Origin of the sequence: Blautia sp. JLR.GB0024 (assembly GCF_037000545.1) — a bacterium.
GTDB lineage: Bacteria > Bacillota > Clostridia > Lachnospirales > Lachnospiraceae > Blautia > Blautia celeris.
Genome location: NZ_JBANBF010000009.1, coordinates 82,185 through 108,249, shown reverse-complemented (window position 1 = coordinate 108,249; position 26,065 = coordinate 82,185). Strand labels below are relative to the sequence as shown.

Here is a 26,065-nt window from a genome sequence, read left to right as displayed (position 1 = left end):
ATTTATCTAACCTCAAAAGCAGCAGAGTGAGATTCATCCATTTGGGGAATAACAAAAAGGGGTGGGAAAATGGATCATAAAAAAGAGCAGCAAAAGCAGCAGGCAGCCCGGGCCGCGGCTGATTACATCAAAGAGGGCATGACGATCGGGCTTGGTTCAGGGACGACCTCCCGTTATCTGATACGGGAAGCAGGGAAAAGGTATGGGCAGGGACTTCACTTTTACGGAATCGCCACATCAAGGGATTCCGAGCAGCTGGCAGCGTCCCTTGGGATACCGCTTCTTGAACCGGAGCAGGCAGGGAAGATCCATCTGGCAATTGACGGCGTGGATGAGATAGACCGGGAGTTCAGAGCGGTCAAAGGAGGCGGCGGTGCTCTTTTGAGGGAGAAGATCATTGCCTCCTGGGCAGAGGAAGTCATCTGGATCATGGATGAGAGCAAGCTGGTGGAACGACTGGGAGCGTTTCCGTTTCCTGTGGAGACCGTTCCTTTTGGTATGCCCTTTGTAAAACGCAGAATCGCAGATATGGGAGCAGTTCCCGCCCTGCGCATGGGAGATGGAAAATCGTATTTGACGGACAGCGGAAATTTTATACTGGATGTGCAGTTTGCCGAAAATACGGATATTTCCCAGGCGGCAGAGCAGATCCGCAATATGCCGGGAGTTGTGGAGACCGGGTACTTTGGACAGATGTGCAGCCGTATTGCGGCAGGTACTTCATCAGGGGTCAAAGTCATGGAAAACCCGCATAGAGCAGTTTAGGAAGAACAGCAGGTCAGGAGGCGGAAGACATGGGAATCACAAATGGATTTATAGGCACATATGCTTCTGAAAACAGCAGGGGCGTATACCGGTTTACATTCGACACAGACAGCGGGGCGTTAGGACAGCCGGAACTGTTCTATGAGGCAGGGGATGCGAAATGGGTTTCTCTGTACAAGAACACCATGGCAGTTCCCGTGGCAAAGGATAAGGCAGCAGGCACCTGTCTTTTAGACATATCAGAGGGGAAAGCGAAGGTTCTGGGAGAGGTTTTGGGGGAGACGCATACGCCCTGCTATATCCTTCAGGATGAAACTTATGTGTATACCGCAAACTATCATGAGGGTCTGGTCATGATATATGAAAAAAGGTTCGGGGAAAAGGATGCACTGTGTCCGGTAAAGAAGATTGCCATAGCACCCCTGGCAGGCTGCCATCAGATTTTATTTCATGGGCCGCTTATGCTTGTTCCCTGTCTGACACAAAACAGAATCCTGTACTTTGACAGGAAAAGGAATTTTGAAAAGGCCGGAGAGCTGCTTTTCCCGGAAAAGAGCGGACCCAGGCACGGGATATTTAACAGGACCCACAGTAGATTCTGGGTCGTCGGCGAGTGGAGCAATGAAGTATATTCCTTTGCGGTGAGGGAAGACAGGTTTCAGCTCCTGGAGGCGTTTCCCCTTCTTAAGAAGGAGGCAGGTGCGGCTGCGGCTGTCCGCTTATCTGGCGATGAACGTTTTCTGTATATCTCTCTGCGGGGAACCAATCAGATTGCTGTATTGTATGTGGGCGGGGAACGTATGGAACTGGTGGAGCGCGTTTCCAGCCAGGGAGAACATCCCCGAGATTTTATCCTCAGTGAGGACGGACAGTTTCTACTGGCAGTAAACAGGAACCGGGGTGGTCTTGTCAGTATGAAAAGGGACCTGAAAAGCGGAAAAATTGTAAAAATAACAGGACAGGCGGAAATTCCGGAAGGGGTTTCTGTAATACTGGAGGAAATATAAGGAGGCACACCATGCGGAAAACAGATATAGGAATCATAGGCCTGGCAGTGATGGGCAGAAGCCTGGCGCTGAACATGGCGGATCACGGCTTTCAGGTAGGAGGCTATAACAGAAGTAAAGAGGTGACAGAAGCTGTCATAAAGGAACATCCCCATAAAAATCTCATCCCATTTTATACTCTGAAAGATCTGGTGGGATCACAGGAACGCCCCAGAAAATTCATGATGATGGTAAAAGCGGGCAGACCTGTGGACGCAGTGATCGCCCAGTTGGAGCCTCTTCTGGAAGAAGGGGATATTCTCATTGACGGTGGAAATTCTTTTTTTGAAGACACCAGAAGACGAACAGAAGCACTTGGAAAAAAGGGCATCCACTATTTCGGCGTTGGTGTTTCCGGCGGGGAAAAAGGGGCGCGTTTCGGTCCGTCCATTATGCCGGGCGGCAATGCCCGGGCTTACCGGGAAGTCGCGCCCATTCTGGAGGCAATCGCCGCAAAGGCCCAGGGTGAGCCCTGCTGCGCATACATGGGACCGGACGGTGCAGGCCATTATGTGAAAATGGTGCACAACGGAATCGAGTACGCGGATATGCAGCTCATCGCAGAGGCTTACCTGCTCTTAAAATACGCAGGCGGGTTTAACAATCAGGAGCTGGCAGAGGAATTTTCAAAATGGAATAAAGGAGAATTAAAAAGTTTCCTTATCGGCATTACAGCGGGCATCTTCGGGGAGGCAGACGATTTTTCAGAGGGACAGCTTGTGGATTACATTGTGGACAGTGCCGGGCAGAAAGGTACCGGAAGGTGGACAAGTCTGGAATCCCTGAAACAGGGCGTGAATGTATCCATGATCACAGCGGCCTGCAATGCAAGGATTATGTCAAACCGGCTGGAACAGCGTGCCGAGGCGAAAAAAATCATCCCGGGTCCCCAGATCATGGAGGCGGAGCCGAAAACAGACTCCCGGAAGGAGGCATTTGCAAATCTGGTCAGGGAAGGGCTTTATGCAGCCAAGATCGTGGCCTATGCACAGGGATTTGACCTGCTCTTTCATGCCTCCGCGGAATACGGATGGAATCTGGATTTCGGAAGGATCGCGGCTATATTCCGCGCCGGCTGTATTATCCAGGCAGAGTTTTTAAATGACATCACAAGAGCATTTGAGAAGAATCCGAAACTTAACAACCTGATCCTGGATGAATTTTTCCTGGATAAGATCAGCAGAAACCAGGATAGCCTGCGAAAAGTGCTTTCCTGCGGTATCCTGTCAGGCATTCCCATGCCGGCCATGAGCCAGGCCGCTGCTTATCTGGATGCATTCCGGGGAATGCCCGTGGGGGCCAATCTGATTCAGGCACAGAGGGACTGTTTTGGTGCCCATACCTATGAGCGGACTGACAGGGAAGGCACTTTCCACCATGAATGGGGGCAGGGATATGAATAAAAAACTTACGTTTACTATTTTCGGAGGGACCGGTGATCTGACGTTTCGAAAATTGCTTCCGGCACTCTACAATATGTCGGTTTCCAGTAAAACAGAATCCGTGGGACAGGTGATCATCATCGGTAGAAGGGACTATACCAGTGAGCAGTACCGGATGATCGCCAGGGACTGGGTGGAAAAGTTTGCCCGCCTTCCCTACACGGAGCAGGATTATGACAGGCTGGCAGCAGGGATTTTATACTATAAAATGGACTTTACAGATGAGGAGGCCTATGCACAGCTCAATGCATTTTATAAAGAGATGGAGGCAGGCAGCCATATTTTCTATTTTGCAGTAGCACCCAGATTTTTCTCTTCCATTGTGACAGGGCTTGTCCATGTGGAGCATGCCTGCCGGGGAAAAGTAGTGCTGGAGAAGCCCTTCGGTGAAAATCTGGCGGCAGCAAAAGAGCTGAACGAGAAAATGGAGCATTTCTTCCATCCGGATCATATTTACCGGATCGATCATTATCTGGGAAAGGAAATGGTGCGGAATATACAGACCATACGGTTTGCCAACCCTATCTTTTCAGGTGTGTGGGATGCAGAGCACATAGAATGCATACAGATTTCAGCCCTGGAGGAAGTGGGCGTGGAGACCAGGGGCGGATACTATGACCACAGCGGAGCCATGAAGGATATGGTGCAGAATCATCTGTTTCAGATACTTTCCATTGTAGCCATGGAACAGCCCGGGGAACTGATGCTGGCAGGAGAGGAGATGCACAGGGAACAGATCCGTGTGCTGTCCTCCCTGCATACGCCGGAAAATATCGAGGACAGTCTGGTCCTGGGGCAGTACAGGGGATACCGGGAAGAGAAAGCGGTGGCAGAGGATTCCGTGACCGAGACCTATGCTGCCCTGAAGGTCTTTCTGGACAACGACAGATGGAGGGGCATGCCCTTTTACATCCGGACCGGAAAGAAGCTGGGACATCGGGAGATGCAGGTCCTTGTGGTCTTCAAATCCGCCGCGCCTCAGGTGGAGTCCAATATTTTGAACATTAAGATACAGCCCACAGAGGGTGTTTACCTGCAGTTCAATATTAAAAAGCCCGGCGAGGAGGATGAGATCGCCCAGGCAAAAATGGATTTCTGTCAGAGCTGTTCCTTCATCAACCAGATGAACACACCGGAGGCATACGAGAGGCTGCTGGGTGCCTGTGTGAGAGGAGAGCGGTTCTGGTTCTCCCAGTGGGATCAGATCGAGGCGAGCTGGAAATATGTAGATGACATACGGAAGAGGTATCATGAAAAGAATCTTCCCGTCTATGAATACGAGCCGGGGACTTATGGTCCTGGCGCAGCGGAAAAAATGCTGGAGATGTCAGGGGATTTCTGGCTGGATTGAGAAGTGTCTTTGGCAGCGGGTCTATCCAATATATGATTGGGATATTCATATGTAAAGGCGGCACCTAACTAAGGTGTCCGCCTTCAAATACAGGGGCATTTGTCCGCCCTGCGATCAGTTTTCTGTGAGCCTTTCGTATCTTTTCCTGATACATGGCCAGAAGTCCGGGAAATTCTTTCCACTTTTCCAAATCCGCGTTTTGAGATAATTTTTCTTCCAGCAGATAGGCCTGGATGACCAGATGGTAATAGAGCTGGGAGTCCATGGATTCGGAGCGGCATATTTTATCCAGAAGTTCCGTGACGGATTTATATTTTTTCCATAACTGCCTCGTTGCTTTGGCGCGGCTGTAAGGGAGGATAATGCAGTTCAATATATAGGCCGCGGCTGCTCCTGCCAGAATGTAGCCAAGCCGGGTCAGGAACATACTGCTCACAGCCTGAAAACCGAAACTGCCCATAAAGACAGCGCCTCCCAGGGCACCTATGGTGGAGCAGGCGAAGGTTTCTCTGTAATCCGTAAAATAAAAGGACAGGTATCCCGAGAGCATCATGGCAGCCGTCCGTCCGGCCGGGGACGGGATCAGAGAATAGATCACAACAGATAAGATACCGCCGGTTATGGTGGCGAGTATACGCTTTTTCATTTTGGCGGGAACATCGTCTGCGTAGGGCAGGGAGACAGAGGCCAGGGTAAACAGAAGCCATTTGCCGTGAGGCAGGCCGAGATACTGTACAAGCAGGGTGGCGCAGGACAAAACAAGCGCGGTACGGAAGGCATAGACGGCTCTTACAGGGCTCAGATCAAGCGCTGCCTGCAGACGCACCTTAAAGGAGAGGGCGGTTTTCCTGTAATGTGTTTTGTTCAGCGGGTCAGTCATGTGCAGGAGTCTGTCCTGTGTATACTGCAGGGTGCTGCGGAACAGACGGTCTATTTTACTGTCTCCGCTGTCAGGAAAATCAGAGAAAACGGGGAGCGGAAGTTTTACGGTATCCCTCTGCAGAAAGGCGCGGAAGGATTTAAGCTGGTCAGAGGTGTACAGCAGAATCACCGTTTCCCGGTCAGACAGTTTCTCCGGCAGTTCATGGACCAGCATCAGCAGGTGTTCCAGTCCACGTCCCGCGGCGATCATGGAGAAGCTGGCGTCGGACACACACATGACTTTTTTCCTGCGCTCGTATACGGTTCTGCCGAGACGGCAGAGCTTGCTGCGAATATCCGCAGGATTCGGTTCCTTCTCTGTCTCGCCCAGCCGATTGGCAATGAGTAGAGAGATGTCATCGATCATTTCAGTCAGCACATCTTTTGCAGTCTCCACCACTCTTTTTCTTCCCATGATCCACTGATACAGCATAATAGACACAGCGCCGGCTGCCATACCCAGCATTCTTTTCGGAAGCTGCGGTGCATTTACCGGAGAAATAAATATAAGGAATAAATAAGATAAAATATAAGGAAAATATATATGATTTGAATATTCATATGTAAAAGCATACAAAATTACCAATAATGTGATAAAATTGATGACAAAGGACAGAGGAGCGGGTAATGTGCTGACCCAGAATGCGGCAGCCGCCATCCAGACAAGTACCAGCGCCTGAATGAAAAGATGCCGGAAGGGTGTGGCAGTCAGGTCACGCACCATGGAGGCTGACATCATGATGGTAAAGATGACACCCACAATGGAGTTTTCGGGGCCGAATAAAATTTGAAATATGTTCACATAGAAAATGATGAAGATAAAACTCAGTGTGCTGAAACGAAAGTTATCTTTTATCACATTCGTTATGTTCCGTTTACTTTTTGACATATATGTCTGCGTCTCCTTTTCTGATTCTTTTAACGTGTAAAAACTGCTGTTACAAAATCAATATATATTATAATACAAATATGATAGTCATATTTTATTTACTAATTTATTAGAATAGCACGATTCCATATATTTGTCAACGGGGAGAAAAAGGATGAAGACTGAAAAGATATCGGAACAATTTGTTCAAAATCTGCTGCTTGTGATGCCTAACTGGCATGCCAAGCTGATCAAACCATTTAAGGACACACTGAACCGGGAGATGAGCCTGGAAACCTATTACTGTCTGGAAACCGTGAAGAGGTGCGGTGCCATTACCATGACAAATCTGGCCCGGGAACTGAAAGTGCCCAAGCAGCAGGTCACCAAGCTGATCGACAAGCTGAGTGAATATCAGTTCGTGGAGCGTGTGAGCAATGAGAGGGACAGAAGGTCTGTCCGGATTCAGCTTACGCCGAAGGCCTCCGCTTATCTGGATGAGTATTATCTGAAAAACAGGGTCTTTATACAGATGCTGGAGGAGCAGCTTACAGAAGAGGAGCTGCAGCGGCTGAATGAAGCCGCCCGGGTTCTGAATGAGATACTTCCTAAGCTGAAATAACGGCATTTCCCCTAAATGCAACCGCCGGATGCGGGATTATACACAGGGATTGCTGGCACGCAACCGCCGTGTCTGTTATATTTGGGGAAAGAAAAAGGAGGAACAACAAATGGATATATCAGAAAAAATACTGCAGCTCAGAAAGGCAAAAGGCTTTACACAGGAGGAACTGGCAGAGAAGCTCAATGTCTCCAGACAGTCTGTTTCCAAATGGGAATCAGGTCAGTCTGTGCCGGAACTGGAGAAACTTGTGACTCTTTGCGAAGTCTTCCAGGTGTCCGCAGATTACCTGTTGAAACCCTCAGAACTGGATCAGCTTTCCATAAAAACGGAGATGCTGGAAAAACAGCAGCAGGAGCTTGCCATGGAGAGCAGGAAAAGGAAAGAGAAACAGTTCTGCATTTGGAGCTGTGTGGGGATTTATCTTACGGCATTTGCACTTTTGATACTTCTTCGGAATATTTCTTTAGAGAATGATTTCCTCTGGAATATCTTTCCGGGATTTACGCTGCCGTTCATAATACTGGCGGTGGCCACAGCCGCTGCGATCATGGTCTGCCTGCGCCACAGAAACAGGCATGGGGCTGATTCGCGGCAGTGATCATTAAGGAATATTTTTACGGGCAGGTTCTGCGGTTCTAACCGAATCGGCAAAACCTGCTTTTTGTGATTTTCTGTAACCATTTTGGAAAAACAGGTACTAAATTAGAAGAGGGGGTGGGAATATGCAGGAATTTCAGGAACTGTACGAAAAATATAGCCGGTATGTCTACCACTTTTTGCTGAAACTCACCAACTCCAATGCGGACCTGGCAGATGAACTGACCCAGGAGACCTTTTTTCAGGTATACCTTTCACTTCCGAAATACAAAGGAGATTCCGGTATTCTCACCTGGATCTGCGGAATTGCGAAAAATGTCTGCCGCAGATATTATAAGAAGAATCCTGTCACAGTGGAGTTTTCGGGGATTGAATCTGAGCTTTTAAAGGGTGGTGGATTTCCGGGCATGGAGGAGAAAGCGGAACAGAGGGAGCTGTATACCCGTGCGGTGCAGGAAATCATGGAAATGAAAGGAAAATACAGGGAGGTACTGATTTACCGCCTGTTTTTTGATATGTCCTTTCACGAGATTGCTGAGATCATGGGGATAAAGGAAAATTCAGCGAAAGTGATTTATCACCGGGGGAAAAATATGATTCGCGGTAGAATGGAGGAATATGGGGATGACAGATAAAAGTTTTTGTCCGGCGGTTAAGGATTTGCTGCCCCTCTATGAAGACGGGGCTTTGAGCCGGGAGACAGAGGAACTGGTCAGCGGACATTTGAGGCAGTGCGGGGCGTGCAGGGCGTATTATGAAGAGATGAAGGGAGTGGAGCCCGACCGGGAGGAGGAAACTGAAGAGAGGATGCGGTACCGAAAGATTGCAAAGCGCATCCATCACAGACGCTTAGGGGCCGCAGGTCTTGTCCTTTTGTTATGTATGGGTATTTTTATTGTAACAACCAGCATGTTTCAGAGAGCTATTGTCTCAGGGGACTGCATGGCGCCCACAGTCAGAGACCGGGAGACTTATATCATGAATAAATGGGCGTACAAAACGGGTGCACCATGCCGCAGGGATATCCTTGTATACGAGAGAGACGGAGTTTTCTATATCACCAGAGTGATCGGGCTTCCGGGAGAGCAGGTGGAGTTAAAACAGGGCAGCGTGTACATAGACGGCCGGTTATATGAGGAATCCGGAACGTATCCCGGGGACTGTTCCATGGAGCTGACAGAGCTTGGAGAAAATGAATATTTTGTGCTGGAGGATAATCGGCAGGCGGCAGACGGGAAAAATCATATAATCAGGAAAAGTGACATTGCCGGCAAAGTGATGGTCACACATTGAGGAGGGCAGATGAGAGAGATCATCAAATTGAATCAAATTTCAAAGGTATATAACCATAAACAGATCCTGGATCAGGTCGACCTGTCCATATACGAAGGGCAGTCCATTGCGTTTACGGGGCATAACGGCAGCGGAAAAAGCACCATGCTCAAAATTATCGCCGGGCTTGTAAGACCTTCCGGCGGGAAGGTGGTTTACAGGGAAAAACTGCTGTTTCACTACGTGCCGGAACGTTTTCCGAAGATGAATCTAACGGCATGGCAGTATCTGAAGAGAATGGGGGAGATAGACGGGATACCCGGGAAGGTTCTGGCGGACAGATGCGAAAAATTGTTTGCTGATTTTTTCCTGACAGAGATGGTACATACCCCCATGAAAGATCTGTCAAAGGGTACCTTGCAGAAGATTGGTGTAATACAGGCTCTTCTGCGGAGACCACAGGTGCTGCTGTTGGACGAGCCGCTGTCGGGACAGGATATGGACTCCCAGATGGTATTCATTCAGAAAATGAATGCCCTCAGAGCGGAAAAGGTAACGCTTCTCATGTCCTGCCATGAAAAATATCTGGTTGAAAGTCTGTCGGATACGGTAATGGCTGTGGGACACGGGCAGGTGAATAAGGTTGACATAACTGCAGAGCTTTCCGCCAAAGAATACATCCTGTGGTTTGAAAGACAGGAAAATGCTTCCTGGCCGGAAGAATACCGGCCGTATATCCAGATAGCGGGAAAAGGCTGCAGAGCAAGGATTTCGGAGCATGAGAGCAGCCGGATGATAGTGGAGATGATCCGGCACGGATGGAAACTGAGGGGGATGAGTGATGCGCAGGTTTAGCGGATTAGTAAAATATCAGATGCAGCAGTATTTCAGTACAAGCAGGTTTGCCATGCCCTTTGCTGTACTTATGATCTTACTGTACAGTATCTATTCCTCCAGACCTGTGGGGGTGGTGGACAGTCTGATGGTGTCCTGTGTATTTTTATTCCTGCTCATGGTGTGGATCGGGGTTACGGCCTGTGACATGGAACATGAGGTTTCAGAACAGATATTGATCCTGCGGGTACAGAGTGCCTGGAAATATTATAGCAGCCATGCATGTTTCCTGTTTCTGATTGGAATGATAAGCAGTGCCATAGCCGTTCTCTTTCCTGTGATCATGGATCTGTGCAGCCGGGGGCAGCTTTTTGAACGGCCGCTTAAGGCGGCTGACCTGCTGTACGGTTTCCCGCTTATGTCCGTAAGTGCCTTTTTGGGAGGCGCGCTGGGAGAAATCTCACATCCCGGATTGAACAGGAACAGGAAAACAGCCATCCTATTTACCTTCCTGCTGGCAGTCACAGCGGTAACAAAGGCAGCCATACTGAAAAATGTTCCGGTGCTGGCTGTTCTTTTATGGGTGGTTCCTCCCATATCGGATGTGACGGCAATGTTCGCGGGGGAATCTTGTTTTTCTGTAAATAAATGCAGTACGGCATTTATTATTCTGCTCATATCTGGTATGATTTGGACAGCAGTAAAAATCATGGGACTGAAGAAAAAAGGATTTTAGGCGGCAGAAAGGAGAGCACTTTGAGGAAAACAGTATTATATATTGCGGAAAGTCTTGATGGGTTCATCGCAGCGCCGGACGGAGGTGTGGGCTGGCTGACAGAGCAGCATCCGGACGGTCTGGAGGAGGGCAGTTACCCGGAATTTATCAGGACCGTGGACACGGTGCTCATGGGATATACAACGTATCACCAGATCGTTACTGAGCTTTCACCGGACAAATGGGCCTATGAGGGGATGCATACCTATGTGTTTACCCATAAGGAGATTCCGGATAAGCCGGGAATCTCTTTCACGGATGAAGCCCCCGAGGATCTTGTGGAGCGCCTGAAGGAGCAGCCGGGAAAGGATATCTGGATCTGCGGAGGAGCAGAGACAGCCGGTCAGTTGATTCGGAAGGACCGAATTGACTGTTACTGGATCACAGTGATTCCCGTGATTTTGGGAAAAGGCATCCGTCTGTTTGACGGGGAGAATCCGGAGCTGCAGCTTCGTCTTATTTCCGCTGAGAGTTATAACGGCATGACGGATCTGGTATACCAGAGGAGATAGGAAGAGGGCAAAAGAGGAGGATATAAGATGAAGGGATTTCAAAGGGAGGACAGGATGTTTTCCCTGTGCGGGCTGAACTGTATGCTGTGTCCGATGCAGATTGGCGGGTACTGCCCCGGCTGCGGAGGCGGCGAAGGAAATCAGTCCTGTGCCATTGCCAGATGCAGTCTGGAGCATGACAAAGTAGAATACTGTCACCAGTGCGGGGAATACCCCTGCAGCAGATATGACGGGATTGACGAATACGACAGTTTTATCACACACCGCCACATGAAAAGAGATATGCAGAAGGCAGAGGAGGCGGGAAGCAGGGCATACGGGGAAGAGCAGGCAGAGAAAGCGGAGATTTTAAGATATCTTTTGGAGCATTATAATGACGGAAGAAAGAAAAATTTTTACTGTGTGGCAGTGAATCTTCTGGAACTGCAGGATATCAGAAATGTGATGAAGGAAATTGCAGGTATAGAAGGCCTGGATGAGCTTTCGGAAAAAGAGAGAGCTTCCTGTGCGGCAAAACTTTTCCAGGCAGCAGCCGCCAAACAGGGGATAGAATTGAAACTGAAGAAAAAGCCGGGAAAGAAGAAGTGAAAAGCCGGCTTTTTTCTATTTTCATTTATCGCATATTTTGATAAAATGGAACACAGAACGCGGGTTTAGCCGGAAAGGGGCGGACAACGTGGAAGAAAGAGACAAGAGATAAGAAGGCAGGAAAAGAAAATGGAAGGAAAGAAAAAGAGAATTCTCCGTGCATTCCGCGCGGCATTTCCCTATACCATCCCTATTTTTGCAGGGTTTTGGTTTGTGGGGCTGACGTATGGTATTTATATGAATGTATCGGGGTTCAGTTTTTGGTACCCTATGATCATGAGTCTGACAATATTTGCAGGCTCCATAGAATTTGTGGTGGTCAACATGCTGCTTGGGGCGTTTAACCCGCTTCAGGCTCTTGTGATGACTCTTATGATAAATGCAAGGCATTTATTTTACGGCATTTCCATGCTGGACAAATACAGGAACACGGGCTGGAAAAAAGGATTTCTGATTTTCGGAATGTGTGACGAGAGCTTTACCATCAACTATACGGCAAAGATACCGGAGGATGTGGATGAGGGCTGGTTTATGTTCTTTGTGACGCTGCTGAATTATCTCTACTGGTTTTCCGGCGCCACTTTAGGAGGTATCTTCGGTTCCCTTCTGAAATTCAATACAGAAGGGCTTGATTTTGTTATGACGGCCATGTTTGTGGTCATCTTTATGGAGCAGTGGCTGAAGGAGAAGAACCATGTCAGTTCCCTTCTGGGGCTTGGCCTGTCTCTTCTGTGCCTGCTGGCGTTCGGGGCGGAGAATTTCATGATTCCTGCCATGCTGGCCATTATCGGCGTGCTGACGCTGCTTAGGAAACCCATTGAGAAAGAAAGCGAGGAAGTTTGCCAATGACTCTTACACAGCAGATCATAACCATAGCCATGGTGGTGCTTGGAACCGTACTCACACGTTTTCTGCCTTTTCTGCTCTTTCCGGCAGGAAAGCCTACCCCGAAATACATACAGTATCTTGGCAAAGTACTGCCCGCTTCCGTCTTTGGGCTTCTGGTCATTTACTGTCTGAAAAATGTCAGCATTTTCACAGGCAGCCATGGGATACCGGAACTTCTGGCAATCCTGCTGGTGATCGCGCTGCATCTGTGGAAACGGCAGATGCTGTTGTCCATAGCGGGAGGCACCGTATTTTATATGCTTTTGGTCCAGACTGTTTTTTGAGAAAACGTATTGACTCTCCCACACTGTTACACCCTATACTGTAAGTGAGCTCAGAAATTCACATATGTGAAAGGTGGAAACTATGTTAAAGATCGGAGATTTCTCAAAGCTGTCGAGAATCAGTATCCGCATGCTGCGGCATTACGATGAAATAGGCCTGTTAAAGCCGGGAAAGGTGGATGCGTTTACCGGATACCGGTACTATGAAGAATCCCAGCTTCTGGACGCAGAGCGTATTCAGGTGCTGAAGAATATGGGCTTTGGCCTGTCCGTGATCCGGGAGATCATGGGAAAGTACGCAGACACGGAGGAGCTTAAGCATTTCCTGGAAATCAAGAGGCAGGAGACCGCGGAACAGGAGCAGATACTGAGGCAGCGGAAACATCTGATCGACAGTACCATTAAATGGATGAGAAAGGATGGAAGCATTATGGGATATGATGTAAGTCTGAAGACGCTGCCGAAACGGTATGTAGTCAGTGTGCGTCAAATCATTCCTGCCTATGAGGAGGAGGGGAGACTGTGGCGTATCATGAGGGATGAGACGGCAGATATGGAGCTGCGCTTTGACAGCCCCTGCTATGACATGGCTGTCTTTTATGACGGGGATTATAAGGAGAGCGATGTGGATGTGGAGGTACAGCGGACGGTCATCGGCACATACCGGGATACCGAACATGTAAAATTTAAGACCATGCCCTCAGTGCAGTATGCAGGCGCGGTTTTTCAGGGACGGTATGAAAAGATCACCCGGGTAAACGAAGCTGTGGCCAGGTGGTGCGCGGATAACGGATATGAGTTTAACGGGGTGGGATTTAACATTTACCACGTGGGACCAAAGGATACAGAGAATCCGGAGGAATTTGTGACGGAGGTTTGTTATCCGGTAAAAAAGAAACAGTAACAGGTGATGCGGGAGCTTCCTTTTTGAGGAAGCTCCTTTTGCTTTCCATACAATGGCATTCCATATTAATAATTAATTAATATGCATTCATATTTCCTTATGTTATAATGAAATTGTTTTGAAATTATATAAAATTTAATTTTAATCCAATAGAGTAAGAAGCAGGAGGTAATCATGGCAGGTGGAAGAAAAGCCGTGGTTTTTTTGGCACTCTGTATTCTGATCTGCTGCGTGGGAGGCTGCCAAAATGACAGAAAAGACGTGGAAGTAAAAGTTTGTAAAACCAGTATTTTTTCATGGGAAGAGGAATACATGCTTCCGGGTGCGGAGGAAGAGGTGCAGAAGGCTATGGAAATGCTGGATTGTGAGGCCATATACCAGCAGGTTCCGGCAGATACGGATATGGATGTGATAAAAGATTATCTGAGACGCCGCAGAAAGGCAGGCCAGGATGTCTACTATCTGGCCGGGGACTCAAAGTGGGCAGTTCAGAAAAGCGGGGAGTCCATGCTTACGGCTGTTGATACTGTGGGCAGATGGAATGAAGAGGCGGAAGCGGACGGAGAATTCTGCGGCATTGTGTGGGATGTGGAACCCTATCTTTTGGAGCGGTGGGACACAGATCCGGTCACGGTAATGGCGCAGTTTGTGCAGAACGCCGCCAAAGCGTATGAGGCGGCAGAGAAGCGGAATCTGCTTGTGATCCTCTGCATCCCCAATTTTTACGATTCCATGGGTCTTGAACAGTCACTGGAGAAGCTGATCCGGACGGGCTGTGACGCTGTAGCTGTCATGAATTATGATAAAACAGATGAGGCGGGCCAGATATGGGGCGAAGCAGAGATCGCGGAAAAATACGGAAAGGGAATCATCCATATTACGGAAATGCAGAGGCCCGGCACCCATGATCTGGAACCCAAGAACACCTATTACGAAGACGGGATAGAAGCAGTTAAAGAGAGCTGGGAGCATCTCAGGGAGGAGATACCAAATGAGAATCTGGGATTTTCCTGGCACTATCTGAAACCGGTGCTGGAACTGCTGGAGTTGGACACATTCCAGGAGAAAGGGGAAAATACATGAGAGAAGTATTGCGTCAGGAGAAGAAGTATCTGATGTCATATGATCAGTTCAGAAGGCTGGACAACACATTTGAGAAAGTACTGCATCCGGATCCCCACAACGGGGTGAGCGGATATGCTGTCCGAAGCCTGTATTTTGATACACTGCAGGAAAGGGATTTTTACGAGAAGGAAGACGGGCTGGAGATCCGCAGAAAAATCCGTCTGCGGACCTATTCGCCCACCTCTGATTTTGCTATGCTGGAAATGAAGCAGAAGCAGGGGGATAATCAGAAAAAGAGGTCTCTGCGCGTATCCAGAGAAGATGCCATAGAACTGTCCCGGGGCAGGTACGGGTGTCTGCTTAAGTATGAGGACCCCTTTGCAAAGGAATGCTACGGGCTTATGAATATGATGCTGTACCGTCCGAAATCCATTGTGGAGTACCAGAGAAAAGCCTATATAGCAAGTGAAAATAAGACCCGCATCACCTTTGACTTTGATATCAAAGCCACGGAAAGTGACTTCCGCATTTTTGCGGCAGATCTGAACCAGAATCCTGTGATGGATAAATACCTGGTGGTGATGGAAGTAAAATACAGCGGTTTTATGCTGAGTTATATTAAACAGATGGTTAGCTTGGAGGGAAAAAGCCCACTTTCCGTGAGCAAATACAGTCTTTCCAGAAGCGCCAGCCTTCATTTTTTATTCTGACATACAGCAGCCGGGCTGCAGAAAGAGAGGAAAAAGCATAAATGAAAAATTATCTTTATTCTATGTTTGAGGAGACAGGTTCTCTGAATACAGAGCAGATCATTCTGAATATACTCGTAGCGGTGATTCTCGGAGGCGTTATTTACCTGTCCTATTATTTCACCCATGCAGGCGGAGTGTATTCCAAAAAATTCAATGTGTCCCTCATAACCCTTACGGTCTTAACCGCCACTGTCATGACGGTTATAGGCAACAACATTGCCCTGTCCCTCGGTATGGTAGGTGCGCTGTCCATTGTGAGATTCAGGACGGCGATCAAGGATTCCCGGGATACTACTTATATTTTCTGGACCATCATTGTGGGAATCTGCTGCGGTGTGGGCGATTATGTGGTGGCCTGTGTGGGCAGCGGTGTGGTGTTCCTGGTCCTGTTGGTTCTGGGAAGAGTGAAAAACGACAACAGGATCCTTCTCATCATCCGGGGCGCGAGGAATATGGAGCGCAGGATGGAAGCCATTGTATTTGACTATTTTGAGGCAAAGGCCATGCTGAGAGTCAAGAACACAAGCCGGGAATCCATTGAGCTTATATATGAGATGCCCAGAAAGATATATCTTCTCTCCAATAAAAAGGAGAAGAGTATTGCGGAGATGCTGTATGAACTGGAATCTATCGAATATGTCAATATTGTAACTCAGAATGATGAGATCAGCGGGTAACAACAATGAAAAGTAAATGGTTATACGTGGGAGCAGTTCTGCTGTCACTGCTTGCAGTGCTGGGAATAGCGAAATTCATAGAACCTGAGAATGTGAGGGTACAGCAGCATCTGTCTTACAATACAGAGGTGGAGGACACCAATCTGTCCATAGAACCGTCCTCCTTTTCCTCCCGCCTTCCGGTGGTCAGCATTGAGACAGGCGGGCAGGCCATACCGGGAAGACCGGAGGAGGGCCAGAAAGTAAGCCAGGTGAAGAATACCTTTATCCATGCAGAGATGAAGATCATGGAAAATAAAGGGGAGCTAAATACTCTGCAGGACACGCCCCAGGTGGAGTCAGATATACAGATCCGTGTCAGGGGAAATTCCTCCCGGCTGTTTGATAAGGCCGGGTATTTGTTTAAATTCACGGATGAGGACGGCATGGACAAGGGATATGAGGTTATGGGAATGGAAAAGGACAGTACCTGGGTACTGCACGGCCCTTATCTGGATAAGACCCTGATGCGGAATTATATGTGGTATAACCTCTCGGGCCAGATCATGGAATGGGCACCGGATGTGCGTTTTTGCGAGGTGTTCTTGAACGATGAATACCAGGGCGTATACGTGATGGCAGAACAGATCAGTGTAGGGGAAGGCAGAGTAGAGGTGACTGAGTATGACGGGAAATCCAATGCCTCCAGCTATATTGTCTGTGTGGACAGGGAGAGTGTCAATGATGTGGATTATCTGGATAACTTCACAGAGTACGCAAGGCGGATGACGAGCAAGGTGGAGGTTAAATATCCGGGTGCCAGAAAGCTGACACCGGAGATCACGGATTATATCAGCCGGGATTTTTCAGAGTTTGAGAAGTCCCTGTATTCGTATGATTATACATCCAGGCGCTATGGCTATCGGAACTTTATAGACGTAGATAATTTTGTGGATTATTTCATTATCAATGAGGTGACGCAGAATACAGATGCCGGTATTTTTTCCACCTATTTTTACAAGGATATATCGGGTAAGCTGAAGACAGCGGTCTGGGATTTTAACAATTGTTGTGATAACTACATGGAATACCAGCAGTCCATGGCAGGTTTTTTTATGCAGAACAGAACATGGTTTTTCATGCTTGCCAAGGATGAGGCGTTTACCGAAAAGGTGATCGACAGATACAGAGAACTCAGAAAAGGGATACTCAGCGATGACCATGTAAAGGCATATATGGAAGAGGTACAGGAATACCTGGGATGTGCTATAGACCGAAATTTCCAGGTATGGGGATATACCTTTGAACCGCAGAACGACCTTCTGAAAGGGGAAGGGCGGCAGATCAGCTCTTATGATGAGGCAGTGGAACAGTATGAAAAACGCCTTGTCAGCCGTATGGGCTGGATGGATAAGCATATAGATGCCCTGTACTCCTACAGCCACGAGTCTGTCAACAAAAAATTTAATGATTAGAATGCGTTGTAACGGAGGAAACATACTTTGAAGAAATTTTTGATCGGTGCTGTTTCGCTGATAATTCTGGTTCTCTTTTTGAACACGGCATATTACCGGTGGGGATTTTATATTGATTTTTGGCCGGACAAAGAACCGGATACTTTTACAACGGTCAGCGGTAAAGAAATCCTGGTGGATGAGGGGAAAGGGCCCGAGCCATTTGAGATAAAAGGGGTAGATCTGGGTGCCGGAATACCGGGACATTTTGCCACGGAGTATGCCATTGACAAGGAAACGTATCTGAGATGGTTCCGCATGATCCAGGATATGGGGGCAAATACCATCCGTGTGTATACCATTCTTTCCAGTGATTTTTATGAAGCTGTGTATGAATATAACAGGGATAACCCGGAGCCTCTTTACATTATCCACGGGGTATGGGTCAATGATTATATACAGAATTCACACGTGGATGCCTTTGATGATTCCTTTTTAAAAACTTTTAAGGAGGACTGCAGGACTTTGGTAGATATCATCCACGGCAGGAAGAAAATGAACCTGGGATACAGCACATCCAACGCCAGCGGTTCCTATACAAAGGATATCTCCCGGTGGGTGCTGGGATATATCATGGGTGTAGAGTGGGAGGATGTGACGGTTGCGTATACGGACCATATGCGCCGGGAGAACAGTTCCTACCGGGGGGAGTATATGTATACGACCGAAGATGCCACACCCTTTGAAGCCATGCTGGCAGAGGCCGGTGACCAGATCATTATGTATGAGAGTAAAAAATATAAAGAACAGCGCCTGGTGGCATTTTCCAACTGGCCTACAACGGACCCCATGGACTATCCGGAGGAGATCAACCAGTTGTTTATGAAATGTGCACAGGTGGATGTGGAGCATATTGCCTCCACAGATAAATTCCTTTCCGGTCAGTTTGCGTCCTACCATGTGTATTCCTATTATCCGGACTATCTGAGTCATTATGATTCCTGGAAAGAGGAGATACCTTATGCGAAGGACTATCTGCAGGAGGACGGCAGCTATAACACCTACGGAATCTATCTGGAAATGCTGAACCGCCATCATACCATGCCTGTGGTCATATCCGAGTTTGGCGTGCCCACGTCAAGAGGCAGGGCACAGCTTGATTTTCACACAGCCCGTTCCCAGGGATATATGTCGGAGAAAGAGCAGGGAAATGCCCTGGTGTCCAGCTATGAGGACATCAAAAAGGCGGGGTGCGCGGGGAGTATTATCTTCTCCTGGCAGGATGAGTGGTTCAAGAGAACCTGGAATACCATGGCAAATGTAGACCTGACCAAGACGGCCTACTGGAGTGATTTTCAGACAAATGAACAGTTTTTCGGACTGATGTCCTTTGACCCCGGGGAAGAGGAGAGCGTCTGCTATACGGACGGAGACACAGAGGAGTGGAGCGGGGACGATATACTCTCAGAAAACGGAGATTACACCTTGTCCATGAAATACGATGAGAAGTTCATCTATTTCCGTATCCACAAGGAGAATCTGGATTTTGAAAATGAGAAAATCTATATTCCGCTGGATATCACGCCCAAGTCAGGGAGTTATTATGCGGAGGGCGAGGATGTAAAATTTGACCGGCAGGCTGATTTTCTGGTTGTATTGGACGGAAAAGAGAACAGCCGTGTTCTTGTACAGCAGCGCTATGATGTCTTCCGGGTGGTGTACAGTGAGGCATATGGGGAGGATAACCCGTATTTTGAAGTGCCGGATAAGGATACTCCTGTTTTTGACAAGATATATATGGCACTTCAGATCGGCAATGTGAATGCAGCGGACGAGGAGGATAGGATGTCAGAAAAGTTTGAGACGGGAAGACTTACCTATGGAAACGGAAATCCCTACGACCGGGATTACCATTCTGTGTCGGATTTTATTGCCGATGGGGATGATATTGAGATCCGGCTTCCATGGGATCTGCTGAATTTCTCCAATCCATCCCAGATGCAGGTCCATGATGATTATTATGAGAACTATGGAATCGAAAATCTGTCCGTGAAAGGGATATATGCCGGAATCGGAACAGAGGCGGGGAAGGATAACAGGATTAAAATGAACCGGAAGGAGCTGAAGGGGTGGGGGAAGGATCCCACGTACCATGAACGGCTGAAGCAGTCCTATTATATGATACAGGATATCTGGAACAGATAAAAAACACGAAGGAGGAGACAATGCACATACTTTCAATCAAACCGGAAGTGATTTTATATGTCTATATGGCAAGCTGTGTTGCTGTCCTTGTGTTTAATGTACTCTACATTTTTATTGACAAGTACAGGGGGCGGCGTCTGGAGCACCAAAGCCTGGAGATGGTAGATGAGATTACGGGACAGATACAGCAGATGGAAGCCGGCGTTGATGTCCGGGAGGAATATTTTACGGGTCTGATACGGAGGTTGAAAAAACTGGAAAAATTAAGAGCCTTTGAATTATCCATGGAGGAGATACGAAGACAGATGCCGGCCGGGCGAACGGAAAAGTATCTGGAACAAATGCGCCGGGTTTTCCTGGAATTAGTCCCTGTATATGAGAAAAGGGATGAAATTGAGCAGGCTTATTTTGCCAGTCTTGTAGAGAAGTTCGGCATAGACAAAGGTCACGGCTTATGACGGCCTGATGGATTTTATGATCCGTATGGTAGTCCACAAGGGTGTCTTCGTCAGGGAGAACGCGCTGAGGGCTCTTTATATGATCGGGAACAAAGAGGCAGTGCTGGCCGCCTGGGAGAAAATGGAGGATAATGAGATCTGCCACAGCAAAAAGCTGCTGTCTGACGGCCTTCTTAAATTTACAGGTGACAGGGGAGAACTTGCCCGCCTGCTGTTTGAGCACAGGAGCAGGTTTGATACCCGGCTGGTACTTCCTGTCATGCAGTTCATCCGGTTTCTGGGTGAGGATTTCCGGAAAGAGTTCCTGGAACTTCTCTCCAAGGAGACAGTAGATAAGGAAATCCGTCTGGAGGCAGTCCGTTATTTCAGAAAATATCCGTATGAGCCGGTCCGTGCGCTGCTGCAGCGCTTTTTGCAGTACCATGAATATTTGGACTGGGAATATGCCGCGGTTGCGGCCCAGGCTCTGGAATCCTATCCCGGTCCTGATACAGTGGATTGTCTGAAAGAAGGGCTGAAGGCTGTCAACTGGTATGTGCGGCTGAACAGCGCGGAGACCCTGATCATGGGTCTTAAAATACCAAAGAAGGATTTATTCGATGTGTATAATGGACGTGACCGTTATGCCAGAGAGATCCTGAATTATGTCACAGAGAAAATAGAGATCAAAGGCCAGGAAATGGAGCTGAGGGAGACAGATGTTTGAGTTTGTTAAGTGTTTTTATACAGTGGTGGGTGCCCTGTTTGTCATCTACCTGCTGGGCTATTCCACATTTCTTATCGCTTCTGTGATCGCCGGCTCTCTTGACCTGTACAAGGAGAGTAAAAAGAGACGATACCACAATGAGATCAGCCATGACTATTACGTTCCTGTGTCCATTGTAGTTCCCGCCTATAATGAGGAGGTCACAGTGGTTGACACGGTGAAATCCCTGCTCATGATGGATTACAGGCTGTATGAGATCGTTGTCGTGGATGACGGATCAAAGGACGCGACTACCCAGGTACTGCTGGATGCCTTTCATCTGAAAAAGGTGATGCGGCCTATTAACCGGCAGATCAAATGCAGAAAGGAACAGAATGTATACGAGGCTGTGGTCAATGGGATCAATATCACTTTGGTCCAGAAGATAAACGGCGGTAAGGCGGATGCCCTGAATATGGGTATCAATGCGTCCAGATACCCGTATTTTATCTGTATGGATGCGGACAGTGTGCTGCAGAAGGATTCTCTGAAATATATTGTCCGCCCGGTGCTGGAGGATGACACCATTGTGGCGGTGGGCGGCCTGGTGAGGATATCCAACTGTGCGGTGCTGAGTGAGGGCGAGCTTGTGGACTATCACATGCCCTGGAACCCCATTGTGGGAATGCAGATACTGGAGTATGACCGCTCTTTCATGGCATCCAGAATCCTTATGGATAAATTTAACGGCAACCTGATCATATCCGGGGCGTTCGGACTTTTTAAGAAAGATATGGTCGCCAGCGTGGGCGGTTACGATGCCTCCACTATGGGAGAGGATATGGAGCTGGTCGTAAAACTTCATGCCTTCTGCCGTATCAATAAAATACCCTATGGGATACGATACATACCGGACGCGATCTGCTGGAGTCAGTGTCCTTCCAGTATCGGGGATTTAAAGAAACAGAGGAGAAGATGGTTCTTAGGACTCTTCCAGTGTCTGAACAAACACAGAAGAATGTTCCTGGCACCGGAATTCGGAGTGGTGGGATACATTTCATATCTGTATTATCTTCTGTATGAACTGCTGTCCCCGTTTATCGAGTTGTTTGGGCTTTTGACCATTGTGCTGGCATATATGGTGAATCTGATCAATGTGCCTTTTATGATCATGTTTTTCCTGATCTATGCGCTCTATGGAGCGGTTTTGACTATAACGGCGTTTTTTGCCAGGATTTACACGCAGAATATCAGACTGTCCGTGCTGGATGTGGTGAAGGCTGTCTATCTGTGCATTGCGGAGAGCGTATTTTTCCGGTTTATCCAGGCGTTTACAAGAATGACGGCATTTTTCGGATATAAGAAAAAGAAAAATGTTTGGGGACAGATCAAGAGACAGAAGATACAGCTTCATCAGACATCTGAAGAAAAGGGGAAAATGGGAGATGCGAAATAAGATTATCCGTTATCTGGCAGTGATTACAGCAGCCATGTTTATTTTCACACCCTCAGTGTGCCGGGCCGGAAATGAGGTGTATGTGGCCGGCATGCCGGATTCCTGGCCTTTTGAATTTTACGACGAGACAGCAGAGGATTACAGAGGTGTCCTGCCTGACCTTCTGAGGGAGGCAGGGGAAGCCGCAGATATTACCATAAAGTATATCAAGCCCTCTGATCAGGACAGGCGCCTGGCTTTGGCCGGGAATATACAGGCAGATGCGGTATGGACGCTGGGCCTTACAGAGGAGGAGATAAAAGACGCAGGGCTTGTAAAGGGCCGGGATTTGATCGTCTATGAGGAGGACAGAGAAGAGAAAAGCATAAGTCTGGCCTATACAAAGAGTATGGAAACGGCAGATATTGAGAAGCTGGAAAAAGCGTTTCAGAATATTGACACAGCGAAAATACAGGGGGCATATGCCGGCTATGCCGCCAAAGGGGATAACCCGGAAGGAAAGTCCGGCATTTATCTTAGGATCATTTTCGGCCTTATTCTGTTTTCCATTGCCATACTTGTATTTTTTCCTGTGTACTTTTGGCAAAAAAGGCGTCAGATGGAGCAGATGGCATATAAGGATGACGTTACCGGAAGGGACAATCTGACATCCTGGAAACAAAAGTTTTCCAAATGTATCGTTGAGGAGAACAGGAATCACTATGCGGTGCTCTTTTTATACGCCGGCATTGATGTGGTGAGTCATATATACGGATACAAGGAGGCGGAGAATGCACTGCGGCTTATCAGTGATACCTGTGAAGAGCTGGTCATGCACGAAAAAGAGGCGTTTGCCCGCTTTAATGAATATTATTATATTTTCTTTGTGGAGTATACCGGAATCGAAGGGCTGAAGAAGCGGATCCGGGATATGCAGGAAAATATAGTTGAGGAATTTAAAAAGAAAGAGAAGAAATATTTTCTGGAGCTGCACACAGGTATCTACAGAATGACCAATGTGGATGAAGATCCCCTGAAGACGATCCAGTTCAGTGAAGTGGCTATGGAATATGCCAAGATACATGTCTTGGATTACGCCCTCTATGACGAATATGTGGAGAGAGAGACCATATCCGGTTATGCAATGGAACATGAGGCAATCCACGGACTGATGCATGAAGAATTTCTCATGTATCTGCAGCCCATGGTAAGCCTGGACAGCGGCAGAATCTGCGGTGCCGAGGCACTGGTCCGGTGGCAGAACCCAAACAGGGGGCTTTTAAGGCCAAATGAATTTCTGGATGTCATGAAGCGCAAGCAGCTCACGGGTAAGATGAACATGGAGATCTACCGCCAGGGCTGCCAGTTTCTGAAGCAGGAGGCAGAGAAGGGGCGTTCTCTCAGGCTGCTGTTTAATTTTACCGTTGAGAATATTGGTGATGAACAGTTCGCAAACCATTTGTATGCCATAGCAGAACAGTATCATATTGACAGGAAGCAGATCATTGTCCAGCTAAATCAGATGGTGGAGATGAGCCAGTCGGAAATTTATGCGAAAACAATCAAACAGCTCAGGCAGTTCGGCTTTGATGTATATCTGGCGGGTCTGGAACTGGACCGTGTATTCTTTCATTATCTCTACTGCGGAATCAACGGCATTAAACTGAGGCAGGAAATGATCAGCGAGATCGACAAGCCGGAGGGGAAAGTGGTAGTGAAAAGCGTGGTGGAATTGTGCAGGAAGCTGAATCTGGAAGTGCTCAGCGTAGGGGTAGAAAATGAGGAGCAGGAAAGATTCCTGAGAGACCTTGGCTGTACCATGGTCAGCGGATTCCACTATTATTATCCCGTCAGTCAGGAGGTATTTGGTGAGCTTGAGAAATGATCACAGGCTGGCTGGACACTCTGTAGTATTGGGGATATCTCTTCGGGGATATCCCTTTTTATGTGGAAAAAAGCCTTCCGGGCGGGATATGTACTTCGCGTAGGAAGAAAACGACTGTGAGGGGCGTTTGGATACTTAGTATCAAAAAGGCATCTATAGCACTTTCAAGTGCGCTCTTGTGGAGCGGGAGAGCCCTGTTTTATAATAAAATAAAAGGGAAGACAGCATTTCATTTCCGGAAATTCAGAAGGGGGAAAGCAGTATGGAAACAGCAGAAATCCTCAGGATATTGAGAGAAGAGATACATTCCGCAGTGTTTGCGACTGTGGATGAACAGGGGCTTCCTGCAACGAGAGTGATTGATATTATGTTAACTGATGAGGACAGTCTTTATTTTATTACGGCAAAGGGAAAAGCCTTTTACCGACAGCTTACGGACAGAAAATACGCGGCTGTCAGCGGCATGACACAGGGGAAGGGTTCACTGGAGAGGAAAGCCGTATCCGTGAGAGGTAAGGTGGAGAATATAGGGAGCGGCAGACTTGCCCAGGTATTTGAAGCGAATCCTTATATGGCGGAGATTTATCCGGAGGAGGAAAGCCGTACTGCACTGGAGGTATTCCGCATGTATGAGGGGGAGGGCGAATATTTTGACCTCTCAGCAAAACCCGTGGTGCGGCATACTTTTTCCCTGGGCGGCGCACAGGAAAGACATCCTGTCAGCGGAGACTATTATATTGACGAGACCTGCAGCGGCTGCCGGGAATGTCTTAAAAAGTGCCCGCAGAAGTGTATTGATATGTCTGCAGTTCCATATGTGATCCTGCAGGAGCACTGCCTGCGCTGCGGAAACTGTCAGGAGGTATGTCCCTGCAAGGCAGTACATCGAAGATAGGAGGGAGGTTTATTGGGGCTGATGGAGGCTTTGAACGCTTTGAACAGAAAAGAGGAGAAGAAAGAGGAAAATCTGTACCGTGAACTGCGGACAGCCGAGACGGTGGTGATCGGAGCCGGAGCCGGACTTTCCACTTCTGCCGGATTTGTATACACCGGGGAGAGGTTCCGGGAAAACTTCCGTGATTTTGAGGTGAAGTACGGGTTTCATGATATGTACAGCGGAGGTTTTTATCCCTATGAGTCCCTGGAAGAATATTGGGCTTATTGGAGCAGATATATTTACCTGAACCGGTACCGGGAGGTGCCGAAGCCGGTCTATACGGATCTGCTTCAGTTAGTAAAGGATAAGGATTATTTTGTGCTGACCACAAATGTGGACCATTGTTTTCAGAGAGCCGGGTTTGACAAGAAGCGGCTTTTCTATACCCAGGGGGACTTTGGGCTGTGGCAGTGTTCCGTACCGTGCCATAAGAAAACCTATGATAATGAGGAGACCGTGCGCCGCATGATCGCCAAACAGAAGGATATGCGCATTCCGGGTGAACTGATTCCGCTTTGCCCTGTCTGCAAAAAGCCCATGACTATGAATCTGAGAGCAGACAGCACGTTTGTGGAGGATGAGGGATGGCACGAAGCCTGCGGGCGGTATGAGAATTTTTTGGAGACCCGTAAAGGAAGCAGGGTCTTATTTCTGGAGCTGGGCTGCGGGATGAATACACCCGGTATCATCAAGTTCAGTTTTTGGCGCCTTACCAGCCAATGGCCGGAGGCGGTGTATGGGTGCATCAATCTGGGGGAAGCCTATGCGCCGCAGGAAATAGAGGGAAAGTCTGTCTGTATCAGTGAAGATATCGGCAGGATCCTGAGCGTTTGGAAGAGGAGAATGGAAGATGAGAGCTAA

At 48.1% G+C, this 26,065-nt stretch carries 27 protein-coding genes; 26 read left to right on the top strand and 1 reads right to left on the bottom strand.

The window, feature by feature from the left end; translation table 11 throughout:
* Positions 1-69 precede the first annotated feature (69 nt).
* From rpiA to zwf, 4 genes are read left to right on the top strand one after another with little or no spacing between them, the layout of a single operon-like run.
* Complete coding sequence (rpiA, locus tag V8Q34_RS18985) at positions 70-765, top strand: ribose-5-phosphate isomerase RpiA (RefSeq protein WP_033140742.1); 696 nt, start codon at positions 70-72, stop codon at positions 763-765.
* A gap of 29 nt (positions 766-794) precedes the next feature.
* Positions 795-1,772: a beta-propeller fold lactonase family protein gene (locus V8Q34_RS18980; RefSeq protein WP_227244961.1), complete on the top strand. Its 978-nt coding sequence runs from the start codon at positions 795-797 to the stop codon at positions 1,770-1,772.
* Between the two features lie 11 nt (positions 1,773-1,783).
* On the top strand, positions 1,784-3,214 hold the full coding sequence (gene gndA / locus V8Q34_RS18975; RefSeq protein ID WP_227244964.1) for an NADP-dependent phosphogluconate dehydrogenase: 1,431 nt from the start codon (positions 1,784-1,786) through the stop codon (positions 3,212-3,214).
* Positions 3,207-4,604, top strand: coding sequence for a glucose-6-phosphate dehydrogenase (zwf, locus tag V8Q34_RS18970; protein ID WP_335836113.1), 1,398 nt, complete (start codon positions 3,207-3,209; stop codon positions 4,602-4,604). The genes gndA and zwf overlap by 8 nt, the downstream gene beginning before the upstream one ends.
* Before the next feature lie 64 nt (positions 4,605-4,668).
* Here zwf and V8Q34_RS18965 read toward each other — a convergent pair whose 3' ends face one another.
* Positions 4,669-6,414, bottom strand: coding sequence for an FUSC family protein (locus tag V8Q34_RS18965; RefSeq protein WP_335836112.1), 1,746 nt, complete (start codon positions 6,412-6,414; stop codon positions 4,669-4,671).
* Positions 6,415-6,568: 154 nt separating this feature from the next.
* Here V8Q34_RS18965 and V8Q34_RS18960 point away from each other — a divergent pair, with 154 nt between their 5' ends.
* From V8Q34_RS18960 to V8Q34_RS18855, 22 genes are all read left to right on the top strand, one after another.
* Positions 6,569-7,015, top strand: coding sequence for a MarR family winged helix-turn-helix transcriptional regulator (locus V8Q34_RS18960; protein WP_033140747.1), 447 nt, complete (start codon positions 6,569-6,571; stop codon positions 7,013-7,015).
* Between the two features lie 109 nt (positions 7,016-7,124).
* Positions 7,125-7,616, top strand: coding sequence for a helix-turn-helix domain-containing protein (locus V8Q34_RS18955; RefSeq protein ID WP_033140748.1), 492 nt, complete (start codon positions 7,125-7,127; stop codon positions 7,614-7,616).
* Between the two features lie 124 nt (positions 7,617-7,740).
* Entirely contained in the window at positions 7,741-8,250 is a 510-nt protein-coding gene (locus V8Q34_RS18950; protein WP_033140749.1) for an RNA polymerase sigma factor, read from the top strand.
* Positions 8,240-8,908 (top strand): signal peptidase I, encoded by a 669-nt coding sequence (gene lepB, locus V8Q34_RS18945; RefSeq protein ID WP_187370572.1) that lies wholly within the window; start codon positions 8,240-8,242, stop codon positions 8,906-8,908. The genes V8Q34_RS18950 and lepB overlap by 11 nt, the downstream gene beginning before the upstream one ends.
* A 9-nt stretch (positions 8,909-8,917) precedes the next feature.
* Positions 8,918-9,742: an ATP-binding cassette domain-containing protein gene (locus V8Q34_RS18940; protein ID WP_227244995.1), complete on the top strand. Its 825-nt coding sequence runs from the start codon at positions 8,918-8,920 to the stop codon at positions 9,740-9,742.
* Positions 9,729-10,457 carry a hypothetical protein gene (locus V8Q34_RS18935; RefSeq protein WP_335836111.1) on the top strand — a complete coding sequence of 243 codons (729 nt, stop codon included), beginning with the start codon at positions 9,729-9,731 and terminating at the stop codon, positions 10,455-10,457. Before V8Q34_RS18940 ends, V8Q34_RS18935 begins: the two co-directional genes overlap by 14 nt.
* Before the next feature lie 20 nt (positions 10,458-10,477).
* Positions 10,478-11,008 (top strand): dihydrofolate reductase family protein, encoded by a 531-nt coding sequence (locus V8Q34_RS18930; protein WP_033140752.1) that lies wholly within the window; start codon positions 10,478-10,480, stop codon positions 11,006-11,008.
* A 27-nt stretch (positions 11,009-11,035) separates the two neighbouring features.
* Positions 11,036-11,596 (top strand): DUF3795 domain-containing protein, encoded by a 561-nt coding sequence (locus V8Q34_RS18925; RefSeq protein WP_103732630.1) that lies wholly within the window; start codon positions 11,036-11,038, stop codon positions 11,594-11,596.
* Between the two features lie 129 nt (positions 11,597-11,725).
* A complete protein-coding gene (gene azlC, locus V8Q34_RS18920) occupies positions 11,726-12,445 on the top strand; it encodes an azaleucine resistance protein AzlC (RefSeq protein ID WP_033140754.1) in 720 nt (239 codons plus the stop codon).
* Entirely contained in the window at positions 12,442-12,768 is a 327-nt protein-coding gene (locus tag V8Q34_RS18915) for a branched-chain amino acid transporter permease (protein ID WP_278247695.1), read from the top strand. The genes azlC and V8Q34_RS18915 overlap by 4 nt, the downstream gene beginning before the upstream one ends.
* 82 nt (positions 12,769-12,850) lie before the next feature.
* Positions 12,851-13,672: a MerR family transcriptional regulator gene (locus V8Q34_RS18910; RefSeq protein WP_335836108.1), complete on the top strand. Its 822-nt coding sequence runs from the start codon at positions 12,851-12,853 to the stop codon at positions 13,670-13,672.
* A gap of 174 nt (positions 13,673-13,846) precedes the next feature.
* Positions 13,847-14,755 (top strand): hypothetical protein, encoded by a 909-nt coding sequence (locus tag V8Q34_RS18905; protein WP_103732997.1) that lies wholly within the window; start codon positions 13,847-13,849, stop codon positions 14,753-14,755.
* The gene (locus V8Q34_RS18900) at positions 14,752-15,447 is read left to right on the top strand and encodes a polyphosphate polymerase domain-containing protein (RefSeq protein ID WP_033140758.1); all 696 of its coding nucleotides are present in this window, start codon (positions 14,752-14,754) and stop codon (positions 15,445-15,447) included. Before V8Q34_RS18905 ends, V8Q34_RS18900 begins: the two co-directional genes overlap by 4 nt.
* A 41-nt stretch (positions 15,448-15,488) precedes the next feature.
* Positions 15,489-16,166, top strand: a complete 678-nt coding sequence (locus V8Q34_RS18895) for a DUF4956 domain-containing protein (protein ID WP_033140759.1) — start codon at positions 15,489-15,491, stop codon at positions 16,164-16,166.
* Positions 16,167-16,171: 5 nt separating this feature from the next.
* Positions 16,172-17,620, top strand: a complete 1,449-nt coding sequence (locus V8Q34_RS18890; protein WP_227245009.1) for a CotH kinase family protein — start codon at positions 16,172-16,174, stop codon at positions 17,618-17,620.
* 27 nt (positions 17,621-17,647) lie between these two features.
* Positions 17,648-19,804 carry a hypothetical protein gene (locus V8Q34_RS18885; protein WP_335836106.1) on the top strand — a complete coding sequence of 719 codons (2,157 nt, stop codon included), beginning with the start codon at positions 17,648-17,650 and terminating at the stop codon, positions 19,802-19,804.
* Positions 19,805-19,824: 20 nt separating this feature from the next.
* A complete protein-coding gene (locus V8Q34_RS18880) occupies positions 19,825-20,262 on the top strand; it encodes a hypothetical protein (RefSeq protein WP_335836105.1) in 438 nt (145 codons plus the stop codon).
* A 7-nt stretch (positions 20,263-20,269) separates the two neighbouring features.
* On the top strand, positions 20,270-20,968 hold the full coding sequence (locus V8Q34_RS18875) for a HEAT repeat domain-containing protein (protein ID WP_256139667.1): 699 nt from the start codon (positions 20,270-20,272) through the stop codon (positions 20,966-20,968).
* Positions 20,961-22,403 (top strand): glycosyltransferase family 2 protein, encoded by a 1,443-nt coding sequence (locus tag V8Q34_RS18870; RefSeq protein ID WP_033140763.1) that lies wholly within the window; start codon positions 20,961-20,963, stop codon positions 22,401-22,403. The genes V8Q34_RS18875 and V8Q34_RS18870 overlap by 8 nt, the downstream gene beginning before the upstream one ends.
* The gene (locus V8Q34_RS18865) at positions 22,393-24,267 is read left to right on the top strand and encodes an EAL domain-containing protein (protein ID WP_335836104.1); all 1,875 of its coding nucleotides are present in this window, start codon (positions 22,393-22,395) and stop codon (positions 24,265-24,267) included. Before V8Q34_RS18870 ends, V8Q34_RS18865 begins: the two co-directional genes overlap by 11 nt.
* A gap of 262 nt (positions 24,268-24,529) precedes the next feature.
* On the top strand, positions 24,530-25,162 hold the full coding sequence (locus V8Q34_RS18860) for a pyridoxamine 5'-phosphate oxidase family protein (protein ID WP_335836103.1): 633 nt from the start codon (positions 24,530-24,532) through the stop codon (positions 25,160-25,162).
* Positions 25,163-25,183: 21 nt separating this feature from the next.
* The gene (locus V8Q34_RS18855) at positions 25,184-26,065 is read left to right on the top strand and encodes an SIR2 family NAD-dependent protein deacylase (protein ID WP_335836153.1); all 882 of its coding nucleotides are present in this window, start codon (positions 25,184-25,186) and stop codon (positions 26,063-26,065) included.